Origin of the sequence: Streptomyces siamensis, assembly GCF_039543605.1 — a bacterium.
In the GTDB taxonomy this organism is placed as follows: domain Bacteria; phylum Actinomycetota; class Actinomycetes; order Streptomycetales; family Streptomycetaceae; genus Streptomyces; species Streptomyces siamensis.
Genome location: NZ_BAABKB010000034.1, coordinates 89,116 through 115,040, shown reverse-complemented (window position 1 = coordinate 115,040; position 25,925 = coordinate 89,116). Strand labels below are relative to the sequence as shown.

18 protein-coding genes are annotated in these 25,925 nt (G+C 72.3%); 7 read left to right on the top strand and 11 right to left on the bottom strand.

Annotated elements, in window-relative coordinates; genetic code table 11:
- Positions 1–6 precede the first annotated feature (6 nt).
- Entirely contained in the window at positions 7–1,716 is a 1,710-nt protein-coding gene (locus ABEB03_RS35750) for an urease subunit alpha (protein ID WP_345657049.1), read from the bottom strand.
- Complete coding sequence (gene ureA / locus ABEB03_RS35745) at positions 1,713–2,417, bottom strand: urease subunit gamma (RefSeq protein WP_345657048.1); 705 nt, start codon at positions 2,415–2,417, stop codon at positions 1,713–1,715. The genes ABEB03_RS35750 and ureA overlap by 4 nt, the downstream gene beginning before the upstream one ends.
- Before the next feature lie 143 nt (positions 2,418–2,560).
- On the opposite strand from ureA, the gene ABEB03_RS35740 reads away from it, so the two are divergent.
- On the top strand, positions 2,561–4,015 hold the full coding sequence (locus ABEB03_RS35740; protein WP_345657047.1) for a cytosine permease: 1,455 nt from the start codon (positions 2,561–2,563) through the stop codon (positions 4,013–4,015).
- Between the two features lie 140 nt (positions 4,016–4,155).
- Here ABEB03_RS35740 and ABEB03_RS35735 read toward each other — a convergent pair whose 3' ends face one another.
- Positions 4,156–5,244 carry a branched-chain amino acid aminotransferase gene (locus tag ABEB03_RS35735; protein ID WP_095936843.1) on the bottom strand — a complete coding sequence of 363 codons (1,089 nt, stop codon included), beginning with the start codon at positions 5,242–5,244 and terminating at the stop codon, positions 4,156–4,158.
- 263 nt (positions 5,245–5,507) lie between these two features.
- A complete protein-coding gene (locus tag ABEB03_RS35730) occupies positions 5,508–6,551 on the bottom strand; it encodes a 3-isopropylmalate dehydrogenase (protein ID WP_345657046.1) in 1,044 nt (347 codons plus the stop codon).
- Positions 6,552–6,705: 154 nt separating this feature from the next.
- Between ABEB03_RS35730 and ABEB03_RS35725 the strand changes: the two genes are divergently transcribed.
- Positions 6,706–8,271, top strand: coding sequence for a purple acid phosphatase family protein (locus ABEB03_RS35725; protein WP_345657045.1), 1,566 nt, complete (start codon positions 6,706–6,708; stop codon positions 8,269–8,271).
- Positions 8,272–8,344: 73 nt separating this feature from the next.
- On the opposite strand, the gene ABEB03_RS35720 is transcribed toward ABEB03_RS35725, so the two are convergent.
- A complete protein-coding gene (locus tag ABEB03_RS35720) occupies positions 8,345–8,473 on the bottom strand; it encodes a hypothetical protein (protein WP_095936841.1) in 129 nt (42 codons plus the stop codon).
- A gap of 435 nt (positions 8,474–8,908) precedes the next feature.
- Between ABEB03_RS35720 and ABEB03_RS35715 the strand changes: the two genes are divergently transcribed.
- The gene (locus tag ABEB03_RS35715) at positions 8,909–9,781 is read left to right on the top strand and encodes an alpha/beta fold hydrolase (protein WP_345657044.1); all 873 of its coding nucleotides are present in this window, start codon (positions 8,909–8,911) and stop codon (positions 9,779–9,781) included.
- A 3-nt stretch (positions 9,782–9,784) separates the two neighbouring features.
- Here the strand turns inward: ABEB03_RS35715 and pruA are convergent, their stop codons facing one another.
- Together pruA and ABEB03_RS35705 are read right to left on the bottom strand one after the other, a co-directional pair.
- Positions 9,785–11,416 (bottom strand): L-glutamate gamma-semialdehyde dehydrogenase, encoded by a 1,632-nt coding sequence (gene pruA, locus ABEB03_RS35710; protein WP_345657043.1) that lies wholly within the window; start codon positions 11,414–11,416, stop codon positions 9,785–9,787.
- A 36-nt stretch (positions 11,417–11,452) separates the two neighbouring features.
- Positions 11,453–12,379: a proline dehydrogenase family protein gene (locus ABEB03_RS35705; RefSeq protein WP_345657042.1), complete on the bottom strand. Its 927-nt coding sequence runs from the start codon at positions 12,377–12,379 to the stop codon at positions 11,453–11,455.
- 164 nt (positions 12,380–12,543) lie between these two features.
- On the opposite strand from ABEB03_RS35705, the gene ABEB03_RS35700 reads away from it, so the two are divergent.
- Positions 12,544–13,860: a PucR family transcriptional regulator gene (locus ABEB03_RS35700; RefSeq protein ID WP_345657041.1), complete on the top strand. Its 1,317-nt coding sequence runs from the start codon at positions 12,544–12,546 to the stop codon at positions 13,858–13,860.
- Between the two features lie 23 nt (positions 13,861–13,883).
- Here ABEB03_RS35700 and pdxR read toward each other — a convergent pair whose 3' ends face one another.
- A complete protein-coding gene (pdxR, locus tag ABEB03_RS35695; RefSeq protein WP_345657040.1) occupies positions 13,884–15,290 on the bottom strand; it encodes a MocR-like pyridoxine biosynthesis transcription factor PdxR in 1,407 nt (468 codons plus the stop codon).
- 47 nt (positions 15,291–15,337) lie between these two features.
- Between pdxR and ABEB03_RS35690 the strand changes: the two genes are divergently transcribed.
- Positions 15,338–16,516 carry an MFS transporter gene (locus ABEB03_RS35690; RefSeq protein ID WP_345657039.1) on the top strand — a complete coding sequence of 393 codons (1,179 nt, stop codon included), beginning with the start codon at positions 15,338–15,340 and terminating at the stop codon, positions 16,514–16,516.
- A gap of 48 nt (positions 16,517–16,564) precedes the next feature.
- Here ABEB03_RS35690 and ABEB03_RS35685 read toward each other — a convergent pair whose 3' ends face one another.
- Positions 16,565–17,176, bottom strand: a complete 612-nt coding sequence (locus ABEB03_RS35685; RefSeq protein WP_345657038.1) for a TetR/AcrR family transcriptional regulator — start codon at positions 17,174–17,176, stop codon at positions 16,565–16,567.
- 109 nt (positions 17,177–17,285) lie between these two features.
- On the opposite strand from ABEB03_RS35685, the gene ABEB03_RS35680 reads away from it, so the two are divergent.
- Both ABEB03_RS35680 and ABEB03_RS35675 read left to right on the top strand, forming a co-directional pair.
- The gene (locus tag ABEB03_RS35680) at positions 17,286–18,857 is read left to right on the top strand and encodes an MFS transporter (protein ID WP_345657037.1); all 1,572 of its coding nucleotides are present in this window, start codon (positions 17,286–17,288) and stop codon (positions 18,855–18,857) included.
- Positions 18,858–19,422: 565 nt separating this feature from the next.
- On the top strand, positions 19,423–22,386 hold the full coding sequence (locus tag ABEB03_RS35675; protein ID WP_345657036.1) for a helix-turn-helix transcriptional regulator: 2,964 nt from the start codon (positions 19,423–19,425) through the stop codon (positions 22,384–22,386).
- Positions 22,387–22,989: 603 nt separating this feature from the next.
- On the opposite strand, the gene serA is transcribed toward ABEB03_RS35675, so the two are convergent.
- Together serA and ilvC are read right to left on the bottom strand one after the other, a co-directional pair.
- Positions 22,990–24,579 carry a phosphoglycerate dehydrogenase gene (serA, locus tag ABEB03_RS35670; protein WP_345657035.1) on the bottom strand — a complete coding sequence of 530 codons (1,590 nt, stop codon included), beginning with the start codon at positions 24,577–24,579 and terminating at the stop codon, positions 22,990–22,992.
- Positions 24,580–24,845: 266 nt separating this feature from the next.
- A complete protein-coding gene (gene ilvC, locus ABEB03_RS35665; RefSeq protein ID WP_345657034.1) occupies positions 24,846–25,847 on the bottom strand; it encodes a ketol-acid reductoisomerase in 1,002 nt (333 codons plus the stop codon).
- Positions 25,848–25,925: the final 78 nt, after the last annotated feature.

Sequence of the window (25,925 nt, the reverse complement as noted above, 5' to 3'; positions counted from 1 at the left end):
TGGCGTTTACAGGAAGTAGAGGCGGTTCAGGGACACCGAGTCGGCGGGCTCCGAGCGCAGCGGCTCGCCGTCGAGGGTGACCAGTCCGGTGCGCTGGTCCACGTCGACGGCCCCGGTACGGGAGTTGAGCCGCAGGTCGGCGGGGCCGATGCCGCGGGTGCCGCGGACGGCGACGCGCCGCCTGCGGGTGGGCATCCGGTCGTTGCCCTGGTCGAGCGCGGCCTGCGCGACGAAGGCCACCGAGATCTCGGCGGGCGTGGCGCCGTGCGCCCCGAACTGCGGCCCCAGGACGAGGGGTTCGCAGGTGTCGGTGGCGGCGCCCGGGTCGCCGACGACGCCGTACGCGGGGAAACCGGACTTCAGGACGAGCTGCGGCTTGGCGCCGAAGTACTCGGGCCGCCACAGCACGATGTCGGCGAGCTTGCCGGTCTCGATGGAGCCGACCTCGTGCGCGAGGCCGTGCGCGATGGCGGGGTTGATGGTCAGTTTGGCCATGTAGCGCAGGACGCGCGCGTTGTCGTCGCCCTCGGGGGCGCCGAGCTCGGCCTTCATCTTCCCGGCCATCGCGAAGGTCCGGCGCACGGTCTCGCCCGCGCGGCCCATGCCCTGCGCGTCCGACGAGGTGATCCCGATCGCACCCAGGTCGTGCAGTACGTCCTCGGCGCCCATGGTGCCGGCGCGGATGCGGTCGCGGGCCATGGCCGCGTCGCCCGGCAGGTCGGTCTTGAGGTCGTGGACGGAGACGATCATCCCGTAGTGCTCGGCGACCGCGTCCCGGCCGAAGGGCAGGGTCGGGTTGGTGGAGGAGCCGATGACGTTCGGGACGCCCGCCATCTTCAGGACGTTGGGGACGTGGCCGCCGCCGCAGCCCTCGATGTGGAAGGCGTGGATGGTGCGTCCTTCGAGGACGCGCAGGGTGTCCTCGACGGACAGGCATTCGTTCAGGCCGTCGCTGTGCAGGGCGACCTGGACGTCGTGCTCCTCGGCCACCCGCAGCGCGGTGTCCAGGGCACGGGTGTGGGCGCCCATGTCCTCGTGGACCTTGAAGCCGGACGCGCCGCCCTCGGCGAGCGCCTCCACGAGCGGCGCGCCGTCGGAGGACGATCCGCGGCCCAGGAAGCCGATGTTGACGGGCCAGGCGTCGAAGGCGTTGAAGGCGTGGCGCAGCGCCCAGGGCGAGTTGACGCCCACGCCCCACACGGGGCCGAACTCCTGGCCGATGACCGTGGTCACCCCGGAGGCGAGGGAGGCCTCCATGATGCGCGGCGACAGCAGGTGGACGTGCGTGTCCACGGCTCCGGCGGTGGCGATGAGGCCCTCGCCGGAGACGATGGACGTGCCGGTGCCGACGACGACGTCGACGCCGTCCAGGGTGTCGGGGTTGCCGGCCCGGCCGATCGAGCAGATACGGCCCTCGCGGATGCCGATGGAGACCTTGCGGATGCCCTGCGCCGCGTCGATCACCACCACGTTGCTGATGACGACGTCACAGGTCTCGCGGACGGCGGCGGCCTTGAGGTGCAGTCCGTCGCGGGCGGTCTTGCCGAAGCCGGCGAGGAACTCGTCGCCGTACTGCTGCGCATCGGACTCGACGCGCACGGTCAGCCCGCTGTCGCCGAGACGGATCCGGTCACCGGCGCGGGGCCCGTGGGTGGCGGCGTACTCGTACGGGGTGAGGCGGCGGGCCTCGGCGGGGTGGCCTCCGGGGCGGCTCATCGCTCGACCTCCTGGTCACGGGTTTCCGGGACGCCGAGGTAGCCGCAGGCGGCGGCTCGGCGCAGGGCCTCTTCTCTGGCTCCGGGGCCGTCCAGCGGCCCGTCGACGAGGCCGGCGAAACCGATCGCGACGCGCGCGCCGCCGATGGGCAGCAGCCCGACCTCGGCGCTCTCCCCCGGGCCGAAGCGGACGGAGGAGCCGGCGGGCACGGCGAGCCGCATGCCGTAGGCCGCGGGGCGGTCGAAGTCGAGCCGCGGGTTGGCCTCGAAGAAGTGGAAGTGGGAGGTGACGGAGACGGGGACGGGGGCCGTGTTGGTCACCGTCAGACGGACGGCCGCCTCGGGCTCGGCGTGCTCCGGACCCGGCAGCAGGGCGCCGGGTGCCTGTTCGCCGAGGCCGCCGCCGATGGGGTCGCTGACCACCGCGAGTCGCGAGCCGTCGTCGAAGACGGCCTCGACGTGCACCTCGGTGACGACGTCGGCGACACCGGGCAGCACGTCGTCGGGGCCGAGCACGGACCGGGCCGCCTCGACGGCCTCGGCGAGCCTGCGTCCGTCGCGGGCGGCCTCGCACACGGTGTCGGCGATCAGCGCGGTCGCCTCCGGGACGTTGAGCCGCAGGCCTCTGGCGCGGCGTGCGCGGGCCAGCTCCGCGGCTCCGAAGAGCAGCAGCCGGTCACGTTCCGTGGGGGTCAGTCTCACGACGCGGCACCTCCTTGCTTCCCACTCGTTAGAGCATCACTCTAAACGCCGGATTCATGAAACGGAAACATTGACGGACGACGTTCGTACGGTCCACATTGAACGTCGCTCAAACTTCAGGCGGCCGTCGAAGGAGACCAGCCATGCCGATAGAACAGCGCGGAGTCGACACCATCCCCGATGAGGAACGCACCAGCGGTCCCCGCGATCTGGTGTCGATCCTGCTCGGCTCCAACCTCTGCCTCGGCGTGATCATCTTCGGCTGGCTGCCCCCGTCCTTCGGGCTCGGCTGGTGGGCCTCGGTGAGTTCGATCGTGTTGGGCACGGTGGTCGGCACCGCGCTCACGGCCCCGCTGGCCCTGGTCTCGCTGCGCACGGCGACGAACCTGTCGACGTCCTCCGGCGCCCAGTTCGGCGTCCGCGGGCGCCTCGTCGGGTCCGTCGTCGGCCTGCTCCTCGCCCTCGGCTACACCGCCCTGACCGTGTGGATCGGCGGCGACGTGATGGTCAGCGTGCTCGGCCGCCTCTTCGGACTGCCGGACGACGGACTGTCGTACGCCGTCGTCTACGCGCTGCTCGCCGCCGCCACCGTCGCCGGCGCCGTGTACGGCTACCGCGTGCTCCTCGCCATGTCCCGCGTGCTGGCCCTCGCGATGACGGCCCTGCTGGTCCTCGGTGTGATCGCGTACGCGCCGCACTTCACCACGGCCGCGCTCCCGGAGGCCGGCGGCTATCTGCTCGGCTCCTTCTGGCCGACCTGGCTGCTCGCCGCCGTGGCGGCCGGCCTGTCCGGCCCGATCGCCTTCATCACGCTCCTCGGCGACTACACGCGCTACATCTCCCCGGTCCGCCACTCCTCGCGCACCGTCCTGCACGCCACCTGGCTCGGTCTGATCGCCGGGCTCCTCGTCCCCCAACTGTTCGGCACCTTCACGGCGTACGCGGCGCGGGCGGCCCTCGACTACGCGGGCCCCCTCGTCACCGCCTCCCCCACCTGGTACCTGGTCCCGCTCCTGCTGGCGGCCTCCGCGGGCTCGGTCGGCAACGCGGGCCTGATGCTCTACTCCATGGGCCTCGACCTGGACGCGATCCTGCCCCGCGCCTCGCGGGCCCGCGCCACCTGCACGGTCGCCGTCGTCGCCACCGCCTGCGTCTTCGTGGGCCACTACGCCTGGGACGCGCAGTCCGCGATGACGTCCTTCGTCCTCCTGCTGACCGCCATCGGCACCCCGTGGGCCGTCATCACCCTGATCGGCTTCGCGCGCTGCCGGGGCGTCTACGACCCGGACGCCCTCCAGGTCTTCAACCGCCGCTCGCGGGGCGGGATCTACTGGTACCGGGGCGGCTGGAACATCGAGGCCACGGCGTCCTGGGCACTGGGCGCCTTCGTGGGTCTGCTGGCCGTGTCCCTCCCCTCGTACGAAGGGCCCCTGCTGACATTGACGGGCGGGGTGGACTGCAGCTTCCTGCTGTCGGGGGCGGTCGGCGGGGCGGCCTATCTGCTGCTCTCGCCCCGGCGGACGTCCGGTGCTGTCCTCGTCGGGGACGAACTCGCCCACGCCGACAGCGAAGTCCGGGCCGGCCGACCGGGCCGGTGAACCCGATCGCGCCCCCGTGAGGCGGGACCGGCGGACCCGTGCCGTCCGGTGTCCTGCGGGCACGGCGAACCGGCGCGTTCCGAGAACGCCCGTGCCCGCCCCGGTTCGCGATCCGGGGCGGGCACGGGCGTCGGGTCGCATCAGCCCAGCGGGTGCATCCAGCCGTGCTTGTCCTCGGTCACGCCCCGCTGGATGTCCAGCAGCGCGTTGCGCAGCTTCAGGGTGACCTCGCCGGGCTCACCGTCCGAGTGCTGCCATTCGGTGCCGGACCGCTTGACGGTGCCGACAGGGGTGATGACCGCGGCGGTGCCGCACGCGAAGACCTCGGTCAGGGTGCCGTTCGCGGCGTCGTTCTGCCACTGCTCGATGGAGACGCGGCCCTCCTCGGAGCCGTAGCCGAGGTCACGGGCGACGGTGAGGAGGGAGTCACGGGTGACGCCCTCCAGGATGGAACCGGTCAGCGACGGGGTGACGATCTTGTCGCCGTACACGAAGTACAGGTTCATGCCGCCGAGTTCCTCGACCCACTTGTGCTCCACGGCGTCGAGGTAGCAGACCTGGTCGCAGCCCTTGGCGGCGGCCTCGGCCTGGGCGAGGAGGGAGGCCGCGTAGTTGCCGCCCGTCTTGGCGTCGCCCATGCCGCCGGGGACGGCGCGGACACGGTCCTCCGAGAGCCAGATCGAGACCGGCTTCACGCCACCGGCGAAGTAGGCGCCGGCGGGCGAGGCGATCACCAGGAACAGGTACTCGTTGGCGGGCTTCACACCCAGCCCGACCTCGGTCGCGATCATGAACGGACGGAGGTAGAGGGACTCCTCGCCGCCGTGCGCGGGCACCCAGGCGCTGTCCTGCTGGACGAGCACGTCACAGGCCTCGATGAACGTCTCGACGGGCAGCTCCGGCATGCCGAGACGGCGGGCCGAGGCCTGGAAGCGCCGGGCGTTCTTGTCGGGGCGGAAGGTGGCCACGGAACCGTCGGGCTGACGGTACGCCTTGAGGCCCTCGAAGATCTCCTGCGCGTAGTGCAGGGTCATGTTCGCGGGGTCGAGGGAGAGCGGGCCGTACGGAACGAGCTGTCCGTCGTGCCAGCCGCGGCCCTCGGTCCACTTGATCGTCACCATGTGGTCGGTGAAGTGGCGGCCGAAGCCGGGGTTGGCCAGGATCGCCTCGCGCTCGGTGGCGGAGAGCGGACTGGCGGACGGCTTGAGCTCGATCGTGGGCTGCGTCATGAGTGGTTGTCCTTCACCGGTTGTGTGTGACGGGCCGCGCTCACGCCCGAACTGCCAGTGGCCAGTGTTAGGACGTCCGAGCATTCCCTCATTCCGCGGCTCCGCGTTCGATTATCGCGCGCGGGGCGCCGGGGACGAAAACTGCGTGAATGCGGCCCTTGGGCTTGCCCAGGGGTTGATGGTGGCACCCGGCGAGGGCATAGCAAAAGCCGCCGGGTGCGGATGCGACCCGGCGGCTCCTGTGTGAAGCGAGTGGCGGCGGGTCAGCCGGCTACTCGTACGGCGAGCGCGTCGCCGATTTCGTCGGTGCTCCGGGCGGGCTTGCCGACGCGCTCCGCGAGGTCGGCCGAGACGGCGTCCTCGATGCGGACGGCCTCCGTCTCGTAGCCGAGGTGGCGCAGCAGCAGGGCGACGGACAGGACCGTGGCGCTGGGGTCGGCCTTGCCCTGGCCGGCGATGTCGGGCGCCGAGCCGTGCACCGGCTCGAACATCGACGGGAACGCACCGCTCGGGTTGATGTTGCCGGAGGCGGCGACGCCGATGCCGCCGGAGACGGCCGCGGCGAGGTCGGTGATGATGTCGCCGAAGAGGTTGTCGGTGACGATGACGTCGAAGCGGGCCGGGTCGGTGACGAGGTAGATCGTCGCGGCGTCGACGTGGATGTAGTCCGTGGTGACCTCGGGGAACTCCGCGGCCACCCGGTTGAAGACGTTGGTCCACAGGTGCCCCGCGAAGGTCAGCACGTTGTTCTTGTGGACCAGCGTGAGCTTCTTGCGCGGGCGGGCCTGGGCGCGGGCGAAGGCGTCGCGGACGACGCGCTCGACGCCGAAGGCCGTGTTCACGGAGACCTCGGTGGCGACCTCGTGCTCGGTGCCCTTGCGGATGGTGCCGCCGTTGCCGGTGTACGGGCCCTCGGTGCCCTCGCGGACCACGACGAAGTCGATCTCGGGCTGGCCGGCGAGCGGGGTCTCGACACCCGGGAGGAGCTTCGAGGGACGCAGGTTGACGTGGTGGTCGAAGGCGAAGCGGAGCTTCAGCAGGAAGCCGCGCTCCAGGACGCCGGACGGGACCGACGGGTCGCCGATCGCGCCGAGCAGGATCGCGTCGTGCTGCTTGAGGGCGTCGAGGTCCGCGTCGGTGAGGGTCTCACCGGTGGCGTGGTAGCGCTTGGCACCGAAGTCGAACTCCTCGGTCTCCAGCTTCACATCCTGCGGGAGGACGGCGGAGAGGACCTTCAGACCCTGGGCCACGACTTCCTGGCCGATGCCGTCACCGGGGATCACTGCGAGATTGATGCTGCGAGACATGACCGCACCGTACTCCTTGTCCCATGGGATGACACGCCATGTCCGCCATCCGGACGTCGCGTTCGCCGCCACGGCCCCGCGGAACGCCGACCCGACGCCCACCGTTCACCCTTACGTCCCGCGGCCGTTGGGGCGTCCTGGGAAGTTTCCCGACATGGACACCCCTGACGTCGGCATCCCGGAACGGCTCGCGCGCCGTATGAGCATGGCCGAGCAGCACGAGTACCTGCGGACGAAGCTGACCCGCCGGCGCGCCCTGGTCACCGCGGGCGCGTTCGCGGGCGGCGGTCTGCTGGCCGGCTGCTCGCAGGGGGCGGGTTCGGCGACGCGTACGTCCGGCCCGTCCGCGCGTACGGCGACCGGGCAGGTGCACGGCTCCGTCGTCACGCCCTTCGGCCGCCACCTGGCCTTCGGCGCGGACCCGCGGACCCAGATGCGCGTCTCCTGGCAGGTGCCGCTCGCGGTCAGGAAGCCGTACGTGCGGGTGGGGCTGACGCCCTGGGAGCTGAGCCGCAAGATCGAGGCCGAGGTCAGGACCCTGCACACGCCCGGCCTGGCGGGCCGGCGGTTCGCGCTGGACCAGTACTACCTGCACGCGGCGCTCGACGGGCTGCGCCCCGGCACGACGTACTACTACGGCGTCGGCCACGAGGGGTTCGACCCGGCGGCACGCGACCGGCACGCGACGGTCGGCCGTTTCCGTACGGCGCCCGCCGCTGCCGAGAAGTTCGTGTTCACCGCCTTCGGCGACCAGGGCGTCACCCCCGAGGCGCTCGCCAACGACAAGCTGATCCTCGGCCGCCACCCGGCCTTCCACCTGCACGCGGGCGACATCTGCTACGCGGACTCGGTCGGGCTCGGCAAGGACTCCGACGTCTACGACCCCAGCGCCTGGGACCTGTTCCTCAAGCAGACCGAGTCCGTGGCGAAGTCGGTGCCGTGGATGGTGACGACCGGCAACCACGACATGGAGGCGTGGTACTCGCCGAACGGCTACGGCGGCCAGTCGGCCCGCTGGTCGCTCCCGGACAACGGCTTCGACGCGCGCAAGGCGCCGGGCGTCTACTCCTTCACGTACGGCAATGTCGGGATCGTGGCGCTGGACGCGAACGACGTGTCGTACGAGATCCCCGCCAACAAGGGCTACTCGGGCGGGCGGCAGACGGCCTGGCTCGACAAGCGGCTCGGCGAGCTGCGGCGGACGGCCGACTTCGTGGTGGTCTTCTTCCACCACTGCGCGTACTCCACGGCGACGCACGCCTCCGACGGCGGGGTGCGGGACACCTGGGGGCCACTGTTCGCCAAGCACCAGGTGGACCTGGTGATCAACGGCCACAACCACGTGTACGAACGGACCGACGCCATCAAGGGCGGAAAGGTCGGCAGGCGCGTCCCGGTCGGCGCGTCGACGGACCCGACACGGGACGGGATCGTCTACGTCACGGCGGGCGGCGCGGGCAAGAGCCTGTACCGGTTCCCCACCGGGGTGAAGGACAGCTACGAGGGGAAGGTCAGGAACCGCGAGTCCGTCGAGACCTTCCACTGGACCGGCTCCCGGCAGCAGAAGGCCGAGACCGTGGAGTGGTCACGGGTGCGGTACACCGGCTTCTCCTTCCTCTCGGTGGAGGCGGAGGCGGGCACCGCTCCCCGGCTCAAGGTGTCGGCGCTCGCGCAGAGCGGCGAGCGCATCGACCACTTCGAGGTGCGGCGCGGCGCGTGAGCCCCGCGCCGCACCCCGTGCGGGTGCGGCTCCCGGTACGCGGCCCGGCCGTCGGCCGGGGTATGCGGTCGGCTCAGTGGCCCGTCTCGCCGCCGTTGTCCCGGCGGTCGAGGGCGCGCTGGAGGGCCGCTGCTGCGTTCTTGCGGTCGGAATCGCTCGTACGGGAGATGTGGCGGACTCGGCGGACGGTCGTCTCGGCCATGATGAATCGACTCCTTTGCCTCCGGACGCGGTGGTCCGGAAGTGCGGTGAGGGATTTACGAGACGCCGGATGGGGCGGGGAGCGGTGCCGCAGGGGTTACCTGCCAGGGGCTCCGGCTCACGACCGCCATTCGCTGGGTCGAGCGAGACGTTCGGCTCCTACAAAACTAGGCGAGGAGCGGGCATCTGTCTCCACAGTTAGTCGGACTTCCTACTATCTGAGACGGCGGTTCGGGTCACACCGCTCTGACCTGCACTGATCCCACTGGTCACATCGCTCACGGATGGATGCGGCCGCGGGGGCGCCGCCCGCCCGGCCCGACGTCGGAGCACGTCGCCACCGCCCTAACCTTCAAAAACGCCTTGACCAGTTAGTCGCGAGTGTGGTGAGGTGATCTCACCACCAAGGAGAACTTCAGGGGTTAGGGGAGCCGTCATGGCCGCGCACCGGATCCACCACCGCACCACCACCGTCCGAGGCCTGGAGATCGCCTACCGGGAGGCGGGCCCCGCCGACGCCCCCGTCCTGCTCCTCCTGCACGGCTTCCCGACCAGCTCGCACATGTTCCGGGACCTGATGCCGCTCCTCGCCGACCGCTACCACCTCGTGGCCCCCGACCACATCGGCTTCGGCCGCTCGGCGACGCCCGCCGCCGACGAGTTCCGCTACACCTTCGACCGACTGGCCGAGATCACGGGCGAGTTCACCGAGCAGCTCGGGCTGAAGGAGTACGCGCTGTACATCCAGGACTACGGCGCCCCGATCGGCCTGCGCCTGGCGCTCGCGCACCCCGAGCGGGTGACCGCGATCATCACGCAGAACGGCAACGCGTACGAGGAGGGCCTGGGCGCCGACGCGTGGGCACCGGTGCTCGCGCTGATCGCGCGGCGCGCGCCGGAGACGGAGGCGCCGGTCCGCGAGATCAGCAGCCCGGACGGCATCAAGTGGCAGTACCTGCACGGCGTCCCGGACCCGACGCTCGTCAGCCCCGACGCCTACGAGCACGACGCGGCCCGCATGGCCCGCCCCGGCCAGAGCGAGATCCAGCTCGACCTGATCTCCGACTACGGCTCCAACTTCGCCCTCTACCCGGCCTTCCACGAGTACTTCCGCGACAGCCAGGTCCCGCTGCTCGCCGTCTGGGGCGCGCACGACGAGATCTTCGTCCCGGCGGGCGCCCTCGCCTTCCGGCGCGACCTCCCGCAGGCCGAGATCCACCTGCTTCCCGCCGGCCACTTCGCCCTGGAAACGCACGCGGGCCAGGCAGCCGCCCTCATCGGCGACTTCCTGGCCCGGCATGTCCGCTAGCGGTCAGCCCATGTGCGGGTAGCCGTAGTCGGTCGGCGGCACCAGCGTCTCCTTGATGGCGCGGGTCAGCGTCCAGCGCATCAGGTTCTGCGGGGCGCCCGCCTTGTCGTTGGTGCCGGAGGCACGGCCGCCGCCGAAGGGCTGCTGGCCGACGACGGCGCCGGTCGACTTGTCGTTGATGTAGAAGTTGCCCGCCGCGTAGCGGAGCTTCTCCATCGTGTACGCGGCCGCCGCGCGGTCGCCGGAGATGACCGCGCCGGTGAGCGCGTAGTCGGACGCCGACTCCATCTGGGTCAGCATCTCGTCGTACTTGTCGTCCTCGTAGACGTACACGGCGAGGAAGGGGCCGAAGTACTCGGTCGTGAAGACCTCGTTCTCCGGGTCCGAGCACTCGACGACGGTCGGGCGCACGAAGTAGCCGACGGAGTCGTCGTACGTGCCGCCCGCGACGATCGTGCAGGTCGGGTCGGCCTTCGCGCGGTCGATGGCCGCCTTGTTCTTGGCGAACGCACGCTCGTCGATGACCGCGCCGATGAAGTTCGACAGGTCGGTGACATCGCCCATGGTCAGGTAGTCGACCTCGGCCGCGAACTCCTCCTTGAAACCGGAGTTCCAGATGGAGGCCGGGATGTAGGCGCGGGAGCTCGCCGAGCACTTCTGGCCCTGGTACTCGAAGGAACCGCGGGTCAGTGCGGTCTTGAGGACCGCGCGGTCCGCCGACGGGTGGGCGACCACGAAGTCCTTGCCGCCGGTCTCGCCGACCAGACGCGGGTAGGAGCGGTACTTCTCGATGTTGTTGCCGACCGTCTTCCACAGGTACTGGAAGGTCTTGGTCGAGCCGGTGAAGTGGATGCCGGCGAGGTCGCGGTGCTCCAGGACGACCTTGGACACCTCGATGCCGTCACCGGTGACGAGGTTGATGACGCCCTTGGGCAGGCCCGCCTCCTCCAGGAGCTGCATCAGCAGCACGGCGGCGTGGGTCTGCGTCGGGGACGGCTTCCACACGACGACGTTGCCCATGAGCGCCGGAGCGGTGGGCAGGTTGCCCGCGATCGCGGTGAAGTTGAAGGGCGTGATCGCGTAGACGAAGCCCTCCAGCGGACGGTGGTCCATGCGGTTCCACACGCCCGGGGAGTTCGCCGGCGGCTGCTCGGCGAGGATCTGACGGGCGTAGTGGACGTTGAAGCGCCAGAAGTCGACGAGCTCGCACGGGGTGTCGATCTCGGCCTGCTGGGCGGTCTTCGACTGGCCGAGCATCGTGGAGGCGGCCAGCGTCTCGCGCCAGGGGCCGGCGAGCAGCTCGGCGGCGCGCAGGATGATCGCGGCGCGGTCGTCGAAGGACATCGCGCGCCAGGCCGGCGCGGCCGCGAGGGCGGCGTCGACGGCGTCCTGCGCGTCCTGCTGGGTGGCGTGCGCGCCGGTGCCGATGACGGCCTTGTGGTTGTGCGGCTGCACGACCTCGAAGCGCTCACCGCCGCCGAGCCGCTTCTCGCCACCGATGGTCATCGACAGCTCGATCGGGTTCTCGGCCAGCTCCTTGAGCTTGACCTCCAGGCGGGCACGCTCGGGCGAGCCGGGGGCGTAGCCGTGCACCGGCTCGTTGACGGGGGTGGGGACCTGGGTCACAGCGTCCATGTGTTCCGTACTCCTTAGTGAGCGGGTGGTTCGGGCTCAGCCCTTGGTGAGGATCGAGCGGGCGAAGAAGAGGAGGTTGGCGGGCTTCTCCGCGAGGCGGCGCATGAAGTAGCCGTACCAGTCGGTGCCGTACGCGGTGTACACACGCATGCGGTGCCCCTCGGCGGCGAGCCGCAGGTGCTCGTCGCTGCGGATGCCGTACAGCATCTGGAACTCGTACTCGTCCAGTTTGCGCCCGGCCTTGCGCGCGAGCTCCTGCGCGATGGAGATGAGCCGCGGGTCGTGCGACCCGATCATCGGGTACCCCTCGCCCTCCATCAGGATCTTCAGGATGCGCACGTACGCCTTGTCGGTCTCCGCCTTCTGCTGGTAGGCGACCTCGGCGGGCTCCTTGTAGGCGCCCTTCACCAGGCGTACACGGCTGCCGCTCTCGGCGAGGCGGCGGGCGTCGGCCTCGGTGCGGAACAGGTAGGCCTGGATGACGCAGCCGGTCTGCGGGAAGTCCTTCCGCAGCTCCTCGTGGATGGCGAACATCGAGTCGAGGGTGGTGTGGTCCTCGGCGTCCAGCGTGACGGTGGTACCGATGGCGGCGGCGGCCTCGACGACGGGGCGGACGTTGTCGAGGGCGAGCTCGTGGCCGCCCTCCAGCGCCTGGCCGAACATCGACAGCTTGATGGACATCTCGGCCTTGGTGCCGAGGTCGAGCTGCTTGAGGCGCTCGATCAGGTCCAGGTAGGCGTCACGGGCCGCGGTGGCCTGCTCGGGGGTCGTGATGTCCTCGCCGACGACGTCCATCGTGACCTCCAGGCCCTTGCCCGTGAGGTCCCGGATGATGGGGACGACCTGGTCGACGGTCTCGCCGGGTATGAAGCGGTCGACGACCGGCTTGGTCACCGGGGCCGCCGAGATCAGACGGCGCATCTTGTCGCTGCGCGAGGCGGCGAGAATCACGGGACCCAGCACGGGGCACCTCCACAACAAAGCCAGCAGGAGGCCGAATCCCGACCATTCGGGTACGGCACGGAGAACCACCGTGAAACCTATGGATCGCTCCGATCCTCTGCCATCGACAGCTGTCACGCATCCGTGCCCTGGATCTCAGACAGATGTATGAAGGCCGCGCGGAAATGCGGGAGAATGCCCGGGTGACGGGTGAATACAGAGGGGACTACCAGGAGCTGGTCGACGAGATCTCGGCACTGCTCGGCGTGCCCGCGACGCTGGAGAACCGGGACTTCGAGCTCATCGCCTTCGGCGCCTACGACTCCGAGGGCGAGCTCGATCCGTCGGCCCTGGACCCCGTGCGCGCCCGCTCGATCCTCACGCGCCGCTCCACCGCGGCGGTCCGCACCTGGTTCGAGGGCTTCGGCATCACCCGCGCCACCGGTCCGGTCCGTATCCCGCCCACCCCGGAGGCGGGCGTGTACCGCGGAAGGATCTGTCTGCCCGTACGCCATCGGGGTGTCGTCCTCGGCTACGTCTGGCTCCTCGACGACGACCCCGGCCCCACCGCCGCCCAGCTCGCCGCCGCCATGGAGGTCGCCTCCCGCATCGGCGCCCTGCTCGCGGACGAGGCGCAGGCGGGCGCGGACCTCACCCGCGAGCTGCGCGCGGTGCTCACCGCGGAGCGCGGCTGGCAGCGCGACATGGCCGTCGCCGAGCTGCGGTCGGCACTCGGCCCGCGCGCCGACGTCCTGCACACCGTCGTCTGCGTGGCGCCGTGGCCGGCGGCCGACCCGGACGACGCCCCCTCCGCCCGTACGGTGCCGGGCGCGACCGCGCTGTGCACGGTGCCGTGGGGTGGGGGTGCCTCCCGCGCGCAGAGTCTGGCGCTGCTCGTGCGGCTGAGGTCGGCGGACGTGCTCTCCCCGGCGCTGACGGCGGCCTCCCGGTTCGTGCGGGAAGCGGAGGGCGGGCGCGGGGAGAGCGGGCCGTCGGCGGGCGGCCCGGACGCGACGCGCGGGGAGGGCGGACGGCTCCCGGGCGCGCCGGAGGACGGACGGACCAGGGTCGGCGCGCGCAGCGGGCGGGGCCGGGCCGCGGCCGGGGTCGCCGTGGCCCGCGTGGGTCTCGCGGAGCTCGGGGCCGCCTGGCAGGAGGCCTCCGCCGCCGCCCGCGCCGTCCTCGCCGAGCCCAGGCTCGGCCCGGTCGCCGAGTGGGCGTCCATCGGCCCCTTCAGACTGCTCACCTCCCTTCCCCCGGAGGTCGCCCACGACCCCGTGGTGAAGACGCTGCTGGCGCCCGCCCACCGCGAACTGGCGCGCACGGCCGAGGTGTTCCTCGACTGCGCGGGCCAGGCCGGCCGTACCGCCGCCGAACTGGGCGTCCACCGCCAGACGCTCTACTACCGCCTGTCCCGGGTCGAACAGCTCACCGGCCTGGACCTGGACGACGGCGAGGACCGGCTGCTGCTGCACATGGCCCTGAAGGGGGCCCGGCTGTAGGGGCCGTGCGGGCCGGTGTGCCGTCAGGGGCCCGCCAGCAGGTCGCCGACGGCCGCGATGCCCTCGGTGATCGCACGTTCGCCCACGTCCCCGAAGCCCAGGACCAGCCGGGGCGGTTCGCTCGCGCCGGTCGAGCGGCAGGGGCTCATGCCGTAGAGACCGACGCCGCGTTCCCGCGCCGCGGCCACGACGGCCCGCTCGTCGGCATCCGGGGCGAGGTGTGCGACCGCGTGGAAGCCGGCGGCGAGGCCCGTGAGACGCACCGCGGGGGCGTGCTCGGCGAGCGCCGAGACGAGGGCGGCGCGCCGGGCCGCGTAGACCGTCCGCATACGGCGCAGATGACGGTCGTGGCGGCCGGACTCGATCAGCCGGGCGAGGGCCAGTTGGTCGAGGGTCGGGGAGCCGCGGTCGGTGAGGTGCTTGGCCCGGGTGAGCGGGTCGGTGAGCGCGGGAGGACAGAGCAGCCAGCCGATGCGCAGCGCCGGCGCGAGGGACTTGCTGACGGTGCCGACGGAGATCACCCGGTCCGCGGCGAGCCCCTGGAGTGCGCCCACGGGCTCGCGGTCGTAGCGGAACTCCGCGTCGTAGTCGTCCTCGACGACATACGCGTCCCGTCGTGCCGCCCAGTCGACGAGGGCGAGCCGGCGCCCGGGGGTGAGGACCACTCCGGTCGGCCACTGGTGGGCCGGGGTGACGATGACCGCCCGCGCTCCGGTCGCCTCGAGCGCGGCGACGTCGACGCCGTCCTCGTCGACCGGGACGGGCACCGCAGTCAGGCCGGCGGCCTCGGCCGCCGCCGTCGCCGTGGCGGGCGCGCCCGGGTCCTCGTACGCCACGACGCGCACGCCGGTCCGGGCCAGGGCGTGCAGGGCGAGGCCCAGGCCCTGCGCGTAGCCGGAGCACACCACGATCCGTTCGGGGTCGGCAGCCGCGGCCCGCACCCGGCGCAGATAGCCGGCCAGCACCTCGCGCAGGACGGAACTCCCGCGCGGATCCCCGTAGTCGAGGCCGGAGGTCGGCATGGCCCGGCCCGCCTCGCGGATCGCCCAGAGCCAGTCGGTGAGGGGGAAGCCACCCAGGTCCGGTACGCCGTGGCGGAAGTCGGCGATGAGCCGTGGGGCCGCCGGGGGCACGGAGGCCGGCGCGGAGGGCACGTGGGCGACCGTCGCGACCCGGGTGGCGGAGCCGACACGGGTCACCAGGTAGCCCTCCGCCTGGAGTTGGGCGTAGCAGTCCTGGACCAGACCTCTGGACAGGCTCAGCGTGCGGGCCAGTTCGCGGGAGGACGGCAGGCGTTCACCGGGGCCGAGGCGGCCGGTGCGGATCGCGTCGCGGAGCCGGCGCTCCAGCTGGGCACGCAGGTGCTCGCCGCTGTCGCGGTCGACGGACAGGAGCAGTTCGGGTGACAGACCGGCCCACTGCAACGGCATGGAATTGGAGCTTACCGGCGGTCCGGCCCGCACCTAGCGTCGTTCCCATGACGACTACCGCGACGACTTCCCCGGCCCGCCCGCGTCTGGTCACCCGTCCGCTGCTGCTCCGCTTCGTGAGCATGGTCGGCGCCTCGACCGGCTTCTTCCTGCTCCTGTCGGTCGTCCCCCGCTATGCGACGGCGTCGGGCGCGGGCCCGGCCACCGGCGCGCTGATGCTGTCCACCGTCCTCGGCGAGCTGGCCGCCCCCCGTTTCGTGGCCCGTTACGGCCACCGGTTCGCGCTGGTCGTCGGGCTCGTCCTGCTCGGCGCGCCCGCCGTGGTGCTGACCCTCTCGCACGACCTGGCATGGATCGTGGCGGTGTGCCTGGTGCGGGGCCTCGGCTTCGCGCTCACCCTGGTCGCGGGCGGGGCGCTGACCGCGTCGCTCATCCCGGCCGAGCGGCGCGGTGAGGGGCTGGCCCTGGTCGGAGTGGTCTCCGGCGTCCCCTCGCTGATCGCCCTGCCGCTGGGCGTGTGGCTCGCCACGCACGTCGGGTACACGCCCGTCGCGATCGCCGCGGGTGTGGCGGCCCTGGCCTCGGTCGCCTCCGTGCCGGGTCTGCCGGGCCGTCAGGAGCCCGCGCCGGGTGGGGAGAAGCCGGTGGGTGTGGTGGCCGGCCTGCGCACCGGAGGCCTGGTGCGCCCCGCCGCGGTCTTCGCGGCCACGGCCGTCGCGACCGGCATCGTCGTCACGTTCCTGCCGCTCGCGGTGCCCGCCGCGCTGGGCGGCGTGGTCGCGGTCGCCCTCTTCGTCCAGCCCGCCGCGTCGACGGCGGCACGCTGGGCGGCGGGCCGCCACGCCGACCGGCACGGGCCCGCGCGGCTGGTGCTGCCCGGTCTGGTCCTGTCCGCCGTGGGCATGCTGGTCACCGCCGCGACCGGCAGTGCGGTCGCCGTGCTCGCCGGGGTCGCCCTGTTCGGCATCGGCTTCGGCATCGCCCAGAACGCCACGCTGACGCTCATGTACACACGGGTCACCGCCTCCGGGTACGGCACCGTCACCGCGCTCTGGAACCTCGCGTACGACGGCGGCATGGGCGTCGGCGCGGTCGGCTTCGGCGCGCTCGCCGGGTGGACGGGCTACTCCTGGGCGTTCGCGCTGACCGCCGTGCTGATGCTGGTGGCACTGGTGCCCGCCGTGCGTGACCGGCGGTCGGAGGCACCCGCGCGACCGTCGTGCTGAGCGCGCCGTGCCGAGGCCCCCAGGTGCCGGGGGCCCGCCCGTACGACGTCAGCCGGTGGCCGTCTCCCCTCGGCCTTCGGCCTTCGCGGCGCCGTCGAGCACCCGTCGCAGGCCCTCGGTCAGCTGCTCGGCGGTCGTCGCGGAGTCCGCGTCGAAGAGCCACTGCACGCTGAGTCCGTTGAGCAGGGTCTGGTAGAAGCCGCCCACCGTGCGCAGCGTGTCCTCGTCCACGTCGCCCTCGGATCCGCCCATGAGCAGGGGGACGAGGCCGCGGCGCCCCTCGTCCGAGGCCTTCACCAGGTGATCGCGGACCGTGGGCAGCCGGTCGGTGTTGGTGATGACCTCGAAGGTGAGCATCCAGATCGGGCGGTCCTCCACGAAGGACCTGGTGACGTTCGTCCAGACCTCCTGGAAGCGGGCGAGGGAGCCCGGCTCCCCGACGGCCCCGCCCGCGCCGATGGATTCGAACGTCCCGCCGACGTCCGAGATGAGTTCGACGTAGGCCTGGGCGAGGAGCGTGTCCTTGGAGCCGTAGTGGTAGCCGATGGACGCCAGGTTCGTCCCCGACTCCTTCACGATGTCGCGCGCCGTGGTGCGCACGAACCCCTTCGCCAGCAGGCAGCGCTTGGCGCCTTCGAGCAGATCCTCACGGTGTCCCATGCGGGTCAGCGTACCCCGATCCACACAAGCGTCCTATACGCACGTATCAAACCAACGTCTTATACGACCGTACTAGACAAGCGTTTAAGACGTCCGTACAGTCACTGCCATGACGAACCCGAAGAGCACGACCGCCTTCGCGTCCGGCGCCCCCGCCGGCCGCCGCGAATGGACCGCCCTCGGCGTCCTGATGCTTCCGCTGCTCCTGGTCTCCATGGACGTCTCGGTCCTCTACTTCGCGATCCCCGCGATCAGCGCGGACCTGGAGCCCAGCGGCACCCAGCAGCTCTGGATCTTCGACATCTACGCGTTCGTGCTCGCGGGCCTGCTGATGACGATGGGCTCGCTCGGCGACCGCATCGGCCGCCGCAAGCTCCTGCTGATCGGTGCCGCGGCCTTCGGCACGGCCTCCGTGATCGCCGCCTACGCCGACAGCGCCGAGATGCTGATCGCCGCCCGCGCGGTCCTCGGCATCGGCGGAGCGACCCTGATGCCGTCGACGATGGCGATCATCCGCACGATGTTCACCGACCCCGGACAGCGCGCGAAGGCGATCGGACTGTGGTCCGGCGTCATGACCGGCGGCGTCGCGCTCGGCTCGGTGATGAGCGGCGTCCTCGTCGAGTACTTCTGGTGGGGCTCGGTCTTCCTGGTCAACCTGCCCGCGATGGTGCTGCTGCTGATACTCGGCCCGATCCTGCTCCCCGAGTCCAAGGACCCGAACCCCGGCCGCTTCGACCTGCTCGGCGTGCCGCTGTCGATGGCCGCCGTCCTCCCCGTCATCTACGGCGTCAAGGAGATCCCCTCCGAGGGCTGGAACGTCCGCTACGTCGTCTCCATCACCGTCGGCCTGCTGTTCACCGCCCTCTTCGTCCACCGCCAGCGCACCACGAAGTCCCCGCTGATCTCCCCCGCCCTGTTCCGCGGCCGGGGCTTCGCCCCCGCCGTCGTCCTCAACCTGGTCTCGTCCTTCGGGATGATGGGATCCGCGTTCTTCACCACGCAGTACCTCCAGTCCGTGCTCGGCAAGAGCTCCATGGAGGCCGCGCTGTGGGCACTGCTGCCCACCGTCCTGGTCGGCGTCGCCGCGCCGGTCGCCGCGCAGCTCGTGCAGAAGGGCGTGCACCGCGCCCACGTCGTCTCCGGCGGCTTCGTCACCGCCGCCTGCGGCTACGCGCTGCTGGCCCTCGCCGGCACCGACTCGATGTGGCTCGTCCTCGCCGGCGCCGGTGTCCTCGCCTCCGGCATCGTCACCGTGATGTCGCAGATGATGGACCTCGCCCTCGGTACGGTCCCCGTCGGCAACGCCGGTGCCGCGTCCTCCCTGCTGGAGACGGGCGCCGAGTTCGGCGGCGCGCTGGGCATGGCCGTCCTCGGCTCCATCGGCACCGCGGTCTACCGTCACGACATGCCCTCCGGGGTCCCGGCCCCCGCCCACGAAACCCTCGGCGGCGCGCTGGCCGTGGCCCGGCAGCTCCCCGGCGACACCGGCCAGGCCCTGGCGACGGCCGCCCGGGAGGCCTTCACCCACGGCATGCAGGCGGCGGCGATCGCGGGCACGGTCGTACTGCTGGGGGCGGCGGTCCTGGCCACCGCGACCCTGCGGAAGGTGCACGTCCGGGAGGCCGGACCCGCGGACGCCGCGCACGCGGAGGCGGAGGCGGAGGGCGCGACCGCCTGACGCGGTCCACCGAGCACGTTCCGCGAGGGGCCCGGACCACCGAAGGGTGGATCCGGGCCCCTCGCGTGCGGGACCTGGGCCCCTCGCCTGCGCGGATCCGGGCCCCTCGCCCTTGGAGACACGCCCCTCGGTGGCCCGCCCCTCGGTGGCCCGCGCGCGGGGCGCGCCCGGCCGGAGCGGGTCGGAACCGGGTGCTCCGGCCGCCACCTGCCGAGGTCCGTCGCCCTGGTCGCCACCTGCCGGACCCCGTAGGTCGGAGCACGTGGGCCGGAGCACGTAGGCCGGAGCACGTGGGCCGGAGCACGCAGGACACAGCCGTCGCGCCGGTCGTCACCCGCCGAGCGCGCCATCGGCCGGAGCGCACAGGCCTGCGTGCACAGGCCTGCGTGCACAGGCCTGCGTGCACAGGCCGGAGCCGCCGCTTCCGGTCGCCACGCCTGAGGTCCCCGCCGGTCCCGGCGCACAGGCCGGAGCCGCCGCTCCCCCTCGCCGCCGCCTGCGATCCCGTCGCTCCGAGTGCGCCGGTCGGAGCCGTCCTGTCCGAGCCACGTGCCAGGATGTCCTCGTGGCACAGACTTTCGGTACGCCGTTCATCGGCCGCGCGGACGAACTCGCCCGGCTCACCGGCGTGCTGGAGCGGGCGAAGCAGGGCGACCCGCGCGCCGTGCTGGTGGCGGGCGACGCCGGCGTCGGCAAGACCCGCACCCTCGCGGAAGCCGCGGCCCACGCCGCCGCCACCGGCATGACGGTCCTCACCGGCCACTGCGTGGACCTCGGCGACGTAGGCCTGCCGTACCTGCCGTTCACGGAGATCCTCGGTGCCCTCGCCGCGGACGAACGCTTCGCCCCCGCCCTCGCGGCGCACCCTGCCGTGGGCCCGCTGCTCGGCGTCGGCCCCGGCACCGGCGCGGACCACGGCGGGCGGCTCCAGCTCTTCGAGGGTCTGGCCGGACTCCTCGCCGCCGTCACCGACATCAGCCCCCTGCTGCTGGTCCTCGAAGACCTGCACTGGGCGGACCAGTCCTCCCGCGACCTCCTGCGCTTCTTGCTCAGCCGCGGCGTCCTGCAACGGCCGGCGGCCGGCGCCTCCGCGCACCGCCTCGCGGTCTTCGCCTCCTACCGGGCGGACGACCTGCACCGGCGCCACCCCCTGCGCCCCCTGCTCGCCGAGCTGATACGGCTGCCCGCCGTCGACCGCCTCGAACTGCGGCCCATGCCCGACGCCGAGGTGGCCCGCCTCGTCCGGGCCCTGCGCACGGACCCCGTGCCGGACACCACGGTCACCCGCATCGTCGAACGCGCCGAGGGCAACGCCTTCTACGCGGAGGAACTGCTCGCCGCGCTGCCGGGCGGCGTCGACCCCGCCTCCCCCGCCATGCCCAGCGGCCTCGCCGACGTCCTCCTCATCCGGATCGAGCAACTCTCCGAGACCGCCCAACAGGTGCTGCGCACCGCCGCCGTCGCCGGCCGCCGCGTCGAGCACGACCTGCTGCGCGACGCCGTACAACTGCCTGAGGACGCCCTGGAGTCGGCGCTGCGCGAGGCCGTCGGCCGGCAGCTGCTCGTCCCCGACGAAGCCGGCGCGTACTCGTTCCGGCACGCCCTGACCCGCGAGGCCGTGTACGCCGACCTGCTGCCGGGCGAGCGGGTCCGGCTGCACGGAACCTTCGCCGGGCTCCTCGCGGAGAACGGCCGCTCGGCACGGAGCGCGGCGGAGCGGGCCCATCACTCGCGCGAGAGCCACGACCTCGCCGACGCGCTGACGGCCTCGCTCGAAGCCGCCGACCACGCCCAGCAGGTCGGCGCGCCCGCCGAGGAACTGCGCCACGTGGAGATGGCCCTCGAACTGTGGCCCGCGGTGGACGCCACGGCCCGACCGGGGGACGGCGACCCGGTGACCCTCACCCTGCGCGCCTCCGCGGCGGCCGCGCGGGCCGGCGAGTCCCACCGGGCGGTCCACCTCACCCGCGCCGCGCTGGCCCGGGCGGGCTCGGACGCCGACTCGGAACTCGCGGCGCGCGTCCGCTACACCCTCGCGGGCAACCTGATGCGCATCGACAGCCTGAAGGCGGCCTTCACCTACAGCAGCGAAGCGCTCGCCATGATCCCCGAGGAGCCGCCGTCGTACACCTGGGTGTGGGCGGCGGCCACCCATGTCATGGCGGCGCGGTACGTGGGCCGCGACGAGGACGCCGAGCGGGTCGCCCGCCAGGCGCTGCGCACCGCCGAACAGCTCCGCCTCGTCGACGCGCAGGCCGACCTGTTGGTCTCCCTGGTCGGCCTGGAGCCCGACAACCGGCGTACGCGGCGGGGCCGCGACCGGCTGCGGCAGGCCCGCGAACTGGCACGCGGCTCCGGCAACGTCCCGGTGGAGATGCGCGCGCTCTACAACCTGGCCATCGGCTGCTACGAATCGGGCGACCTCGACGAGTGCCTGAGCTGGCTCGGCGAGGGCCTGGACCGTGCCCGCCGCTCCGGTCTCGTCTCCTCGCCGTACGCGCTGGAGCAGCGCTACCTCCAGTCCTTGGTGCTCTACACCCTGGGCCGCTGGGACGAATGCGTCACCGCGGCGGCGTCCGATGCCGAGCGGCTGCCCGCCGCGGCCGGGTTCGCGACCGGCCCCGCCCTGTACGTCGCCGTGGCGCGCGGTGACGCGGACGCCGACGACCGCGCCCGTGCCCTGCTGGCCGGGCCGTTCGACTGGCTGGCCACGCTCATCGGCGGGATCGCGCTGACCGACGCCGCAGCCCTGCGCGGGGACGCCGACGCCGCCGTCGGGCGGATGCGCGACACGATCGGCGCGCTCACCGGGAACACGGCCACCGACCGGCCCGACGTCGGGGTCAGGCTGGCCGCGCTCGCCCTGTCCGCGGTCGCGGACACGGCCGTGGAGCTGCGGCTCACCGGGGACGAGGCGGGAGCACGCCGGTGGACCGACACCGCGGCCGAGCTGGTGGAGACCGCGCGGGTCACCGCGGACCGGGGCGAGGACGGATCGCGGCAGGGGCCGGAGGGACTGGCCTGGCTGGCGCGGGCCGAGGCGGAGTGGCTGCGCGCGCACTCCGGGCCGGACGTGTCGGCCTGGGAGAAGGCCGTCACCGCGTTCGGCTACGGCGATCCGTACGAGCTGGCCCGGTGCCGGTGGCGGCTCGCCGAGGCGCTGCTCGCGGCGGACCGACGGGTGGAGGCCGCCGAGCAGGCGCGGGAGGCGCGTGGGACCGCGGTCCGTCTGGGGGCGGAGCCGCTGCGTGAGGCCGTGGACGCGCTCGTGCGGCGCGGGCGGCTGGGCGAGGCGCCGTCCGGCGCGGACCGCTCCCCCGTGCTGACCGCCCGGGAGAGCGATGTCCTGCTGCTGCTCTCGCGGGGGCGCACCAATCGTCAGATCGGGGAGGAGCTCTTCATCAGCGGCAAGACGGCGAGTGTGCACGTGTCCAACATCCTCGCGAAGTTGGGTGCCGCGAGTCGTACGGAGGCCGTCGCCATCGCCTACCGAGAGGGCCTGGTCACCCCCGGCCCGGACGGCCCCTGACCCCGGCCGGAACGGTCCCCCTGACCTCGGCCTGGGCAGTCCCCCCGCCCCCGGCCTGGGCAGTCCCCTGACTCCGGCCGGGACGATCCCTCCCCACGGTCGCGACGCTCCGCCGGCTCCGATCGGACGCCCTGATCGGACGCCCCGGCCCGGACGCCACTGCCCGGACGTCCCTGCGGACGCCCCGGCCCGGACGCCACTGCCCGGACGTCCCTGCGGACGCCTCGGCCCGGATGCCTCGGCCCCAGGTCGGCGCCGCCCAGGGTTCCTTCGCCCCCGCCGCCCCTACCCGTCCCTTGACCTGGGGCTCCGCCCCAGACCCCGCTCCTCAATCGCCGGAGGGGCTACTTCTTGCTGCTGCACTCCCCTGCTTGCAGCACCACAGCAACCACAAACGCCGAACGCCCCGGTGCTCCCGGCGCACGGAAGCTCCCAGCCCGTCCGGCGCTGGAGGACGAGGCCGTCCAGGCCGATACAGCAACGCCGGACGCGCCGGTGCTCCCGGTGCACGGAAGCTCCCAGCCCGTCCGGCGTTTGAGGACGAGGCCGTCCAGGCCGACGCGGGGGTCTGGGGGCGGCAGCCCCCAGACGGTGCGGGCGACCTCAGACGAGGTTGACCGAGCGAGCCGAAGCCGCTCCGATCTCCTCCGACAGCTCACCGAGCACCGCCGGCGAGACCGTGTCGTCCACGGTGAGGACGGCGACCGCCTCGCCGCCCACCGCGGCACGGGCGACCTGCATACCGCCGATGTTGATGCCGGCCTCGCCGAGGATGCGGCCGACGGTGCCGACGACGCCGGGACGGTCCTCGTAGCGCAGCACCACCATGTGGTCGGCGAGCGCGAGGTCCACGTCGTACTCGCCGACGGCGACGATCTTCTGGAGGTGCTTCGGCCCGGCCAGCGTGCCGGACACCGAGACCTCCTGGCCGTCGCCGAGCGTACCGCGCACGGTCACGACATTGCGGTGGTCCGGGGACTCCGAGCTGGTGGTCAGCCGGACCTCGACGCCGCGCTCCTGCGCGAACAGCGGAGCGTTGACGTACGACACCGTCTCGTCGACGACGTCCTCGAACACGCCCTTGAGCGCGGAGAGTTCGAGCACCTTGACGTCGTGCTGGGTGATCTCGCCGTACACCTCGACGTCGAGACGGACCGCGACCTCGCCCGCGAGGGCGGTGAAGATGCGGCCGAGACGCTCGGCGAGCGGCAGGCCCGGCTTGACGTCCTCGGCGATGACACCGCCCTGGACGTTCACCGCGTCGGGGACGAGCTCGCCCGCGAGGGCCAGGCGCACCGAGCGGGCGACGGCGATGCCGGCCTTCTCCTGCGCCTCGTCGGTGGAGGCGCCGAGGTGCGGGGTGCAGACGACCTGGTCGAGCTCGAAGAGCGGGGAGTCCGTGCAGGGCTCCTTCGCGTACACGTCGAGGCCGGCGCCGGCGACGCGGCCCTCCTTGAGCGCCGAGTAGAGCGCCTCCTCGTCGACGATCCCGCCGCGCGCGGCGTTGACGATGCGCACCGAGGGCTTGACCTTGTGCAGCGCCTCGTCGCCGATGAGGCCGAGGGTCTCGGGGGTCTTGGGGAGGTGGACGGTGATGAAGTCCGACACCTCCAGCAGCTCGTCCAGCGACAGCACCTTGACGCCCATCTGCGCGGCCCGGGCGGGCTGCACGTAGGGGTCGTAGGCGACGACCTTCATGCCGAACGCGGACATGCGCTGCGCGACGAGCGCGCCGATGCGGCCGAGGCCGACGACGCCGAGGGTCTTCTCGGCGAGCTCGACACCGGTGTACTTGCTGCGCTTCCACTCGCCGTTCTTCAGCGCCGTGTTGGCCTGCGGGATGTGGCGCGCGGTGGCGAGGAGGAGACCGCAGGCCAGCTCGGCCGCGGTCACGATGTTCGAGGTGGGGGCGTTGACGACCATCACGCCGGCCTTGGTGGCGGCGGAGACGTCGACGTTGTCCAGGCCGACGCCGGCTCGTGCGACGACCTTCAGCTTCTTCGCGGCCGCCACGGCCTCGGCGTCGACCTTGGTGGCCGAGCGGATCAGGATGGCGTCGACGTCGGCGATGGCGGGCAGCAGCTCGGCACGGTCCGCGCCGTTGCAGTGCCGGATCTCGAAGTCCGGGCCCAGGGCGTCGACGGTCGCGGGCGACAGCTCTTCAGCGATGAGTACGACAGGTTTCGAGCTCACGTGAGTCCTCACAAGTCCAATGCGGACGGCCGTCCCGACGGCCGCAGGCGGTGGAGGTTGGCTAGCCGCGTGGAAGACGCACGACGCTGTGGGCCTGACGCGTATGTTGTGCAGCAGTGTAGTGGCGTCACGCCGTTCGTCTTACGCCGCTGCGGAAGGATCACCCGTCCGTGGCTGGACGGGATGGACAACGCCGTGTTCTCGGCGTTACCCGGGGTTCGACGAAGGGGCCGAAGCGTCACGCTCCGGCCCCCGCGTCGTTCGGCTCACGCCTCGTCGTCGTTCACCCACGACATGAGCTTGCGCAGCTCCTTGCCCGTGGTCTCCAGGAGGTGGTTCTCGTCCTGGGTCTTGTACTCGTTGTACTTCTTCAGACCGGAGTGGTACTCCTCCATCCAGTTCTTGGCGAACGTGCCGTCCTGGATCTCGGCGAGGACCTTCTTCATCTCGGCCTTGGTGGCGTCCGTGATGATGCGCGGGCCGGTGACGTAGTCGCCCCACTCGGCGGTCTCGGAGACGGACCAGCGCATCTTCTCCAGGCCGCCCTCGTACATCAGGTCGACGATGAGCTTCAGCTCGTGGAGGCACTCGAAGTAGGCGATCTCCGGCTGGTAGCCGGCCTCGGTCAGGGTCTCGAAGCCCGCCTTGACCAGCGCGGCCGTACCACCGCACAGGACGGCCTGCTCACCGAACAGGTCGGTCTCGGTCTCCTCGGTGAAGGTCGTCTTGATGACGCCGGCCCGGGTGCCGCCGATGCCCTTGGCGTACGAGAGCGCGAGCGCGAAGGCGTTGCCGGTCGCGTCCTGCTCGACGGCCGCGATGCAGGGAACGCCGCGACCCTCCTCGTACTGGCGGCGCACCAGGTGGCCCGGGCCCTTGGGAGCGACCATGGCGACGTCGACACCGGCCGGGGGCTTGATGAAGCCGAAGCGGATGTTGAGGCCGTGGCCGAAGAACAGGGCGTCGCCGTCCTTCAGGTTCGGGGCGATGTGCTCCTCGTAGACCTGGGCCTGGATCGGGTCCGGCACCAGGATCATGATGACGTCGGCCTCGGCGGCGGCCTCCGACGGCGTCACCACGCGCAGGCCCTGCTCCTCGGCCTTCGCCTTGGACTTGGAGCCCTCGTGCAGACCGACGCGGACGTCGACACCCGAGTCACGCAGCGACAGCGCGTGGGCGTGGCCCTGGCTGCCGTAGCCGATGACCGCGACCTTGCGGCCCTGGATGATGGACAGGTCGGCGTCGTCGTCGTAGAACAGCTCGGCCACTGGGGTTCTCCTTGGTGTGCTCGTGTTGCGTCCCACCGTACGGCGGGCGGGGGAAAGGAAGTCTTCGGGTCTCGGTAT

Excerpts from the sequence above, each read along its gene's own strand:
- ABEB03_RS35750 (WP_345657049.1), bottom strand. The coding sequence starts at position 1,716 with ATGAGCCGCCCCGGAGGCCACCCCGCCGAGGCCCGCCGCCTCACCCCG.
- ABEB03_RS35740 (WP_345657047.1), top strand. The coding sequence starts at position 2,561 with ATGCCGATAGAACAGCGCGGAGTCGACACCATCCCCGATGAGGAACGC.
- ABEB03_RS35735 (WP_095936843.1), bottom strand. The coding sequence starts at position 5,244 with ATGACGCAGCCCACGATCGAGCTCAAGCCGTCCGCCAGTCCGCTCTCC.
- ABEB03_RS35730 (WP_345657046.1), bottom strand. The coding sequence starts at position 6,551 with ATGTCTCGCAGCATCAATCTCGCAGTGATCCCCGGTGACGGCATCGGC.
- ABEB03_RS35725 (WP_345657045.1), top strand. The coding sequence starts at position 6,706 with ATGGACACCCCTGACGTCGGCATCCCGGAACGGCTCGCGCGCCGTATG.
- ABEB03_RS35720 (WP_095936841.1), bottom strand. The coding sequence starts at position 8,473 with ATGGCCGAGACGACCGTCCGCCGAGTCCGCCACATCTCCCGTACGAGC.
- ABEB03_RS35715 (WP_345657044.1), top strand. The coding sequence starts at position 8,909 with ATGGCCGCGCACCGGATCCACCACCGCACCACCACCGTCCGAGGCCTG.
- pruA (WP_345657043.1), bottom strand. The coding sequence starts at position 11,416 with ATGGACGCTGTGACCCAGGTCCCCACCCCCGTCAACGAGCCGGTGCAC.
- ABEB03_RS35700 (WP_345657041.1), top strand. The coding sequence starts at position 12,544 with ATGCGGGAGAATGCCCGGGTGACGGGTGAATACAGAGGGGACTACCAG.
- pdxR (WP_345657040.1), bottom strand. The coding sequence starts at position 15,290 with ATGCCGTTGCAGTGGGCCGGTCTGTCACCCGAACTGCTCCTGTCCGTC.
- ABEB03_RS35690 (WP_345657039.1), top strand. The coding sequence starts at position 15,338 with ATGACGACTACCGCGACGACTTCCCCGGCCCGCCCGCGTCTGGTCACC.
- ABEB03_RS35685 (WP_345657038.1), bottom strand. The coding sequence starts at position 17,176 with ATGGGACACCGTGAGGATCTGCTCGAAGGCGCCAAGCGCTGCCTGCTG.
- ABEB03_RS35680 (WP_345657037.1), top strand. The coding sequence starts at position 17,286 with ATGACGAACCCGAAGAGCACGACCGCCTTCGCGTCCGGCGCCCCCGCC.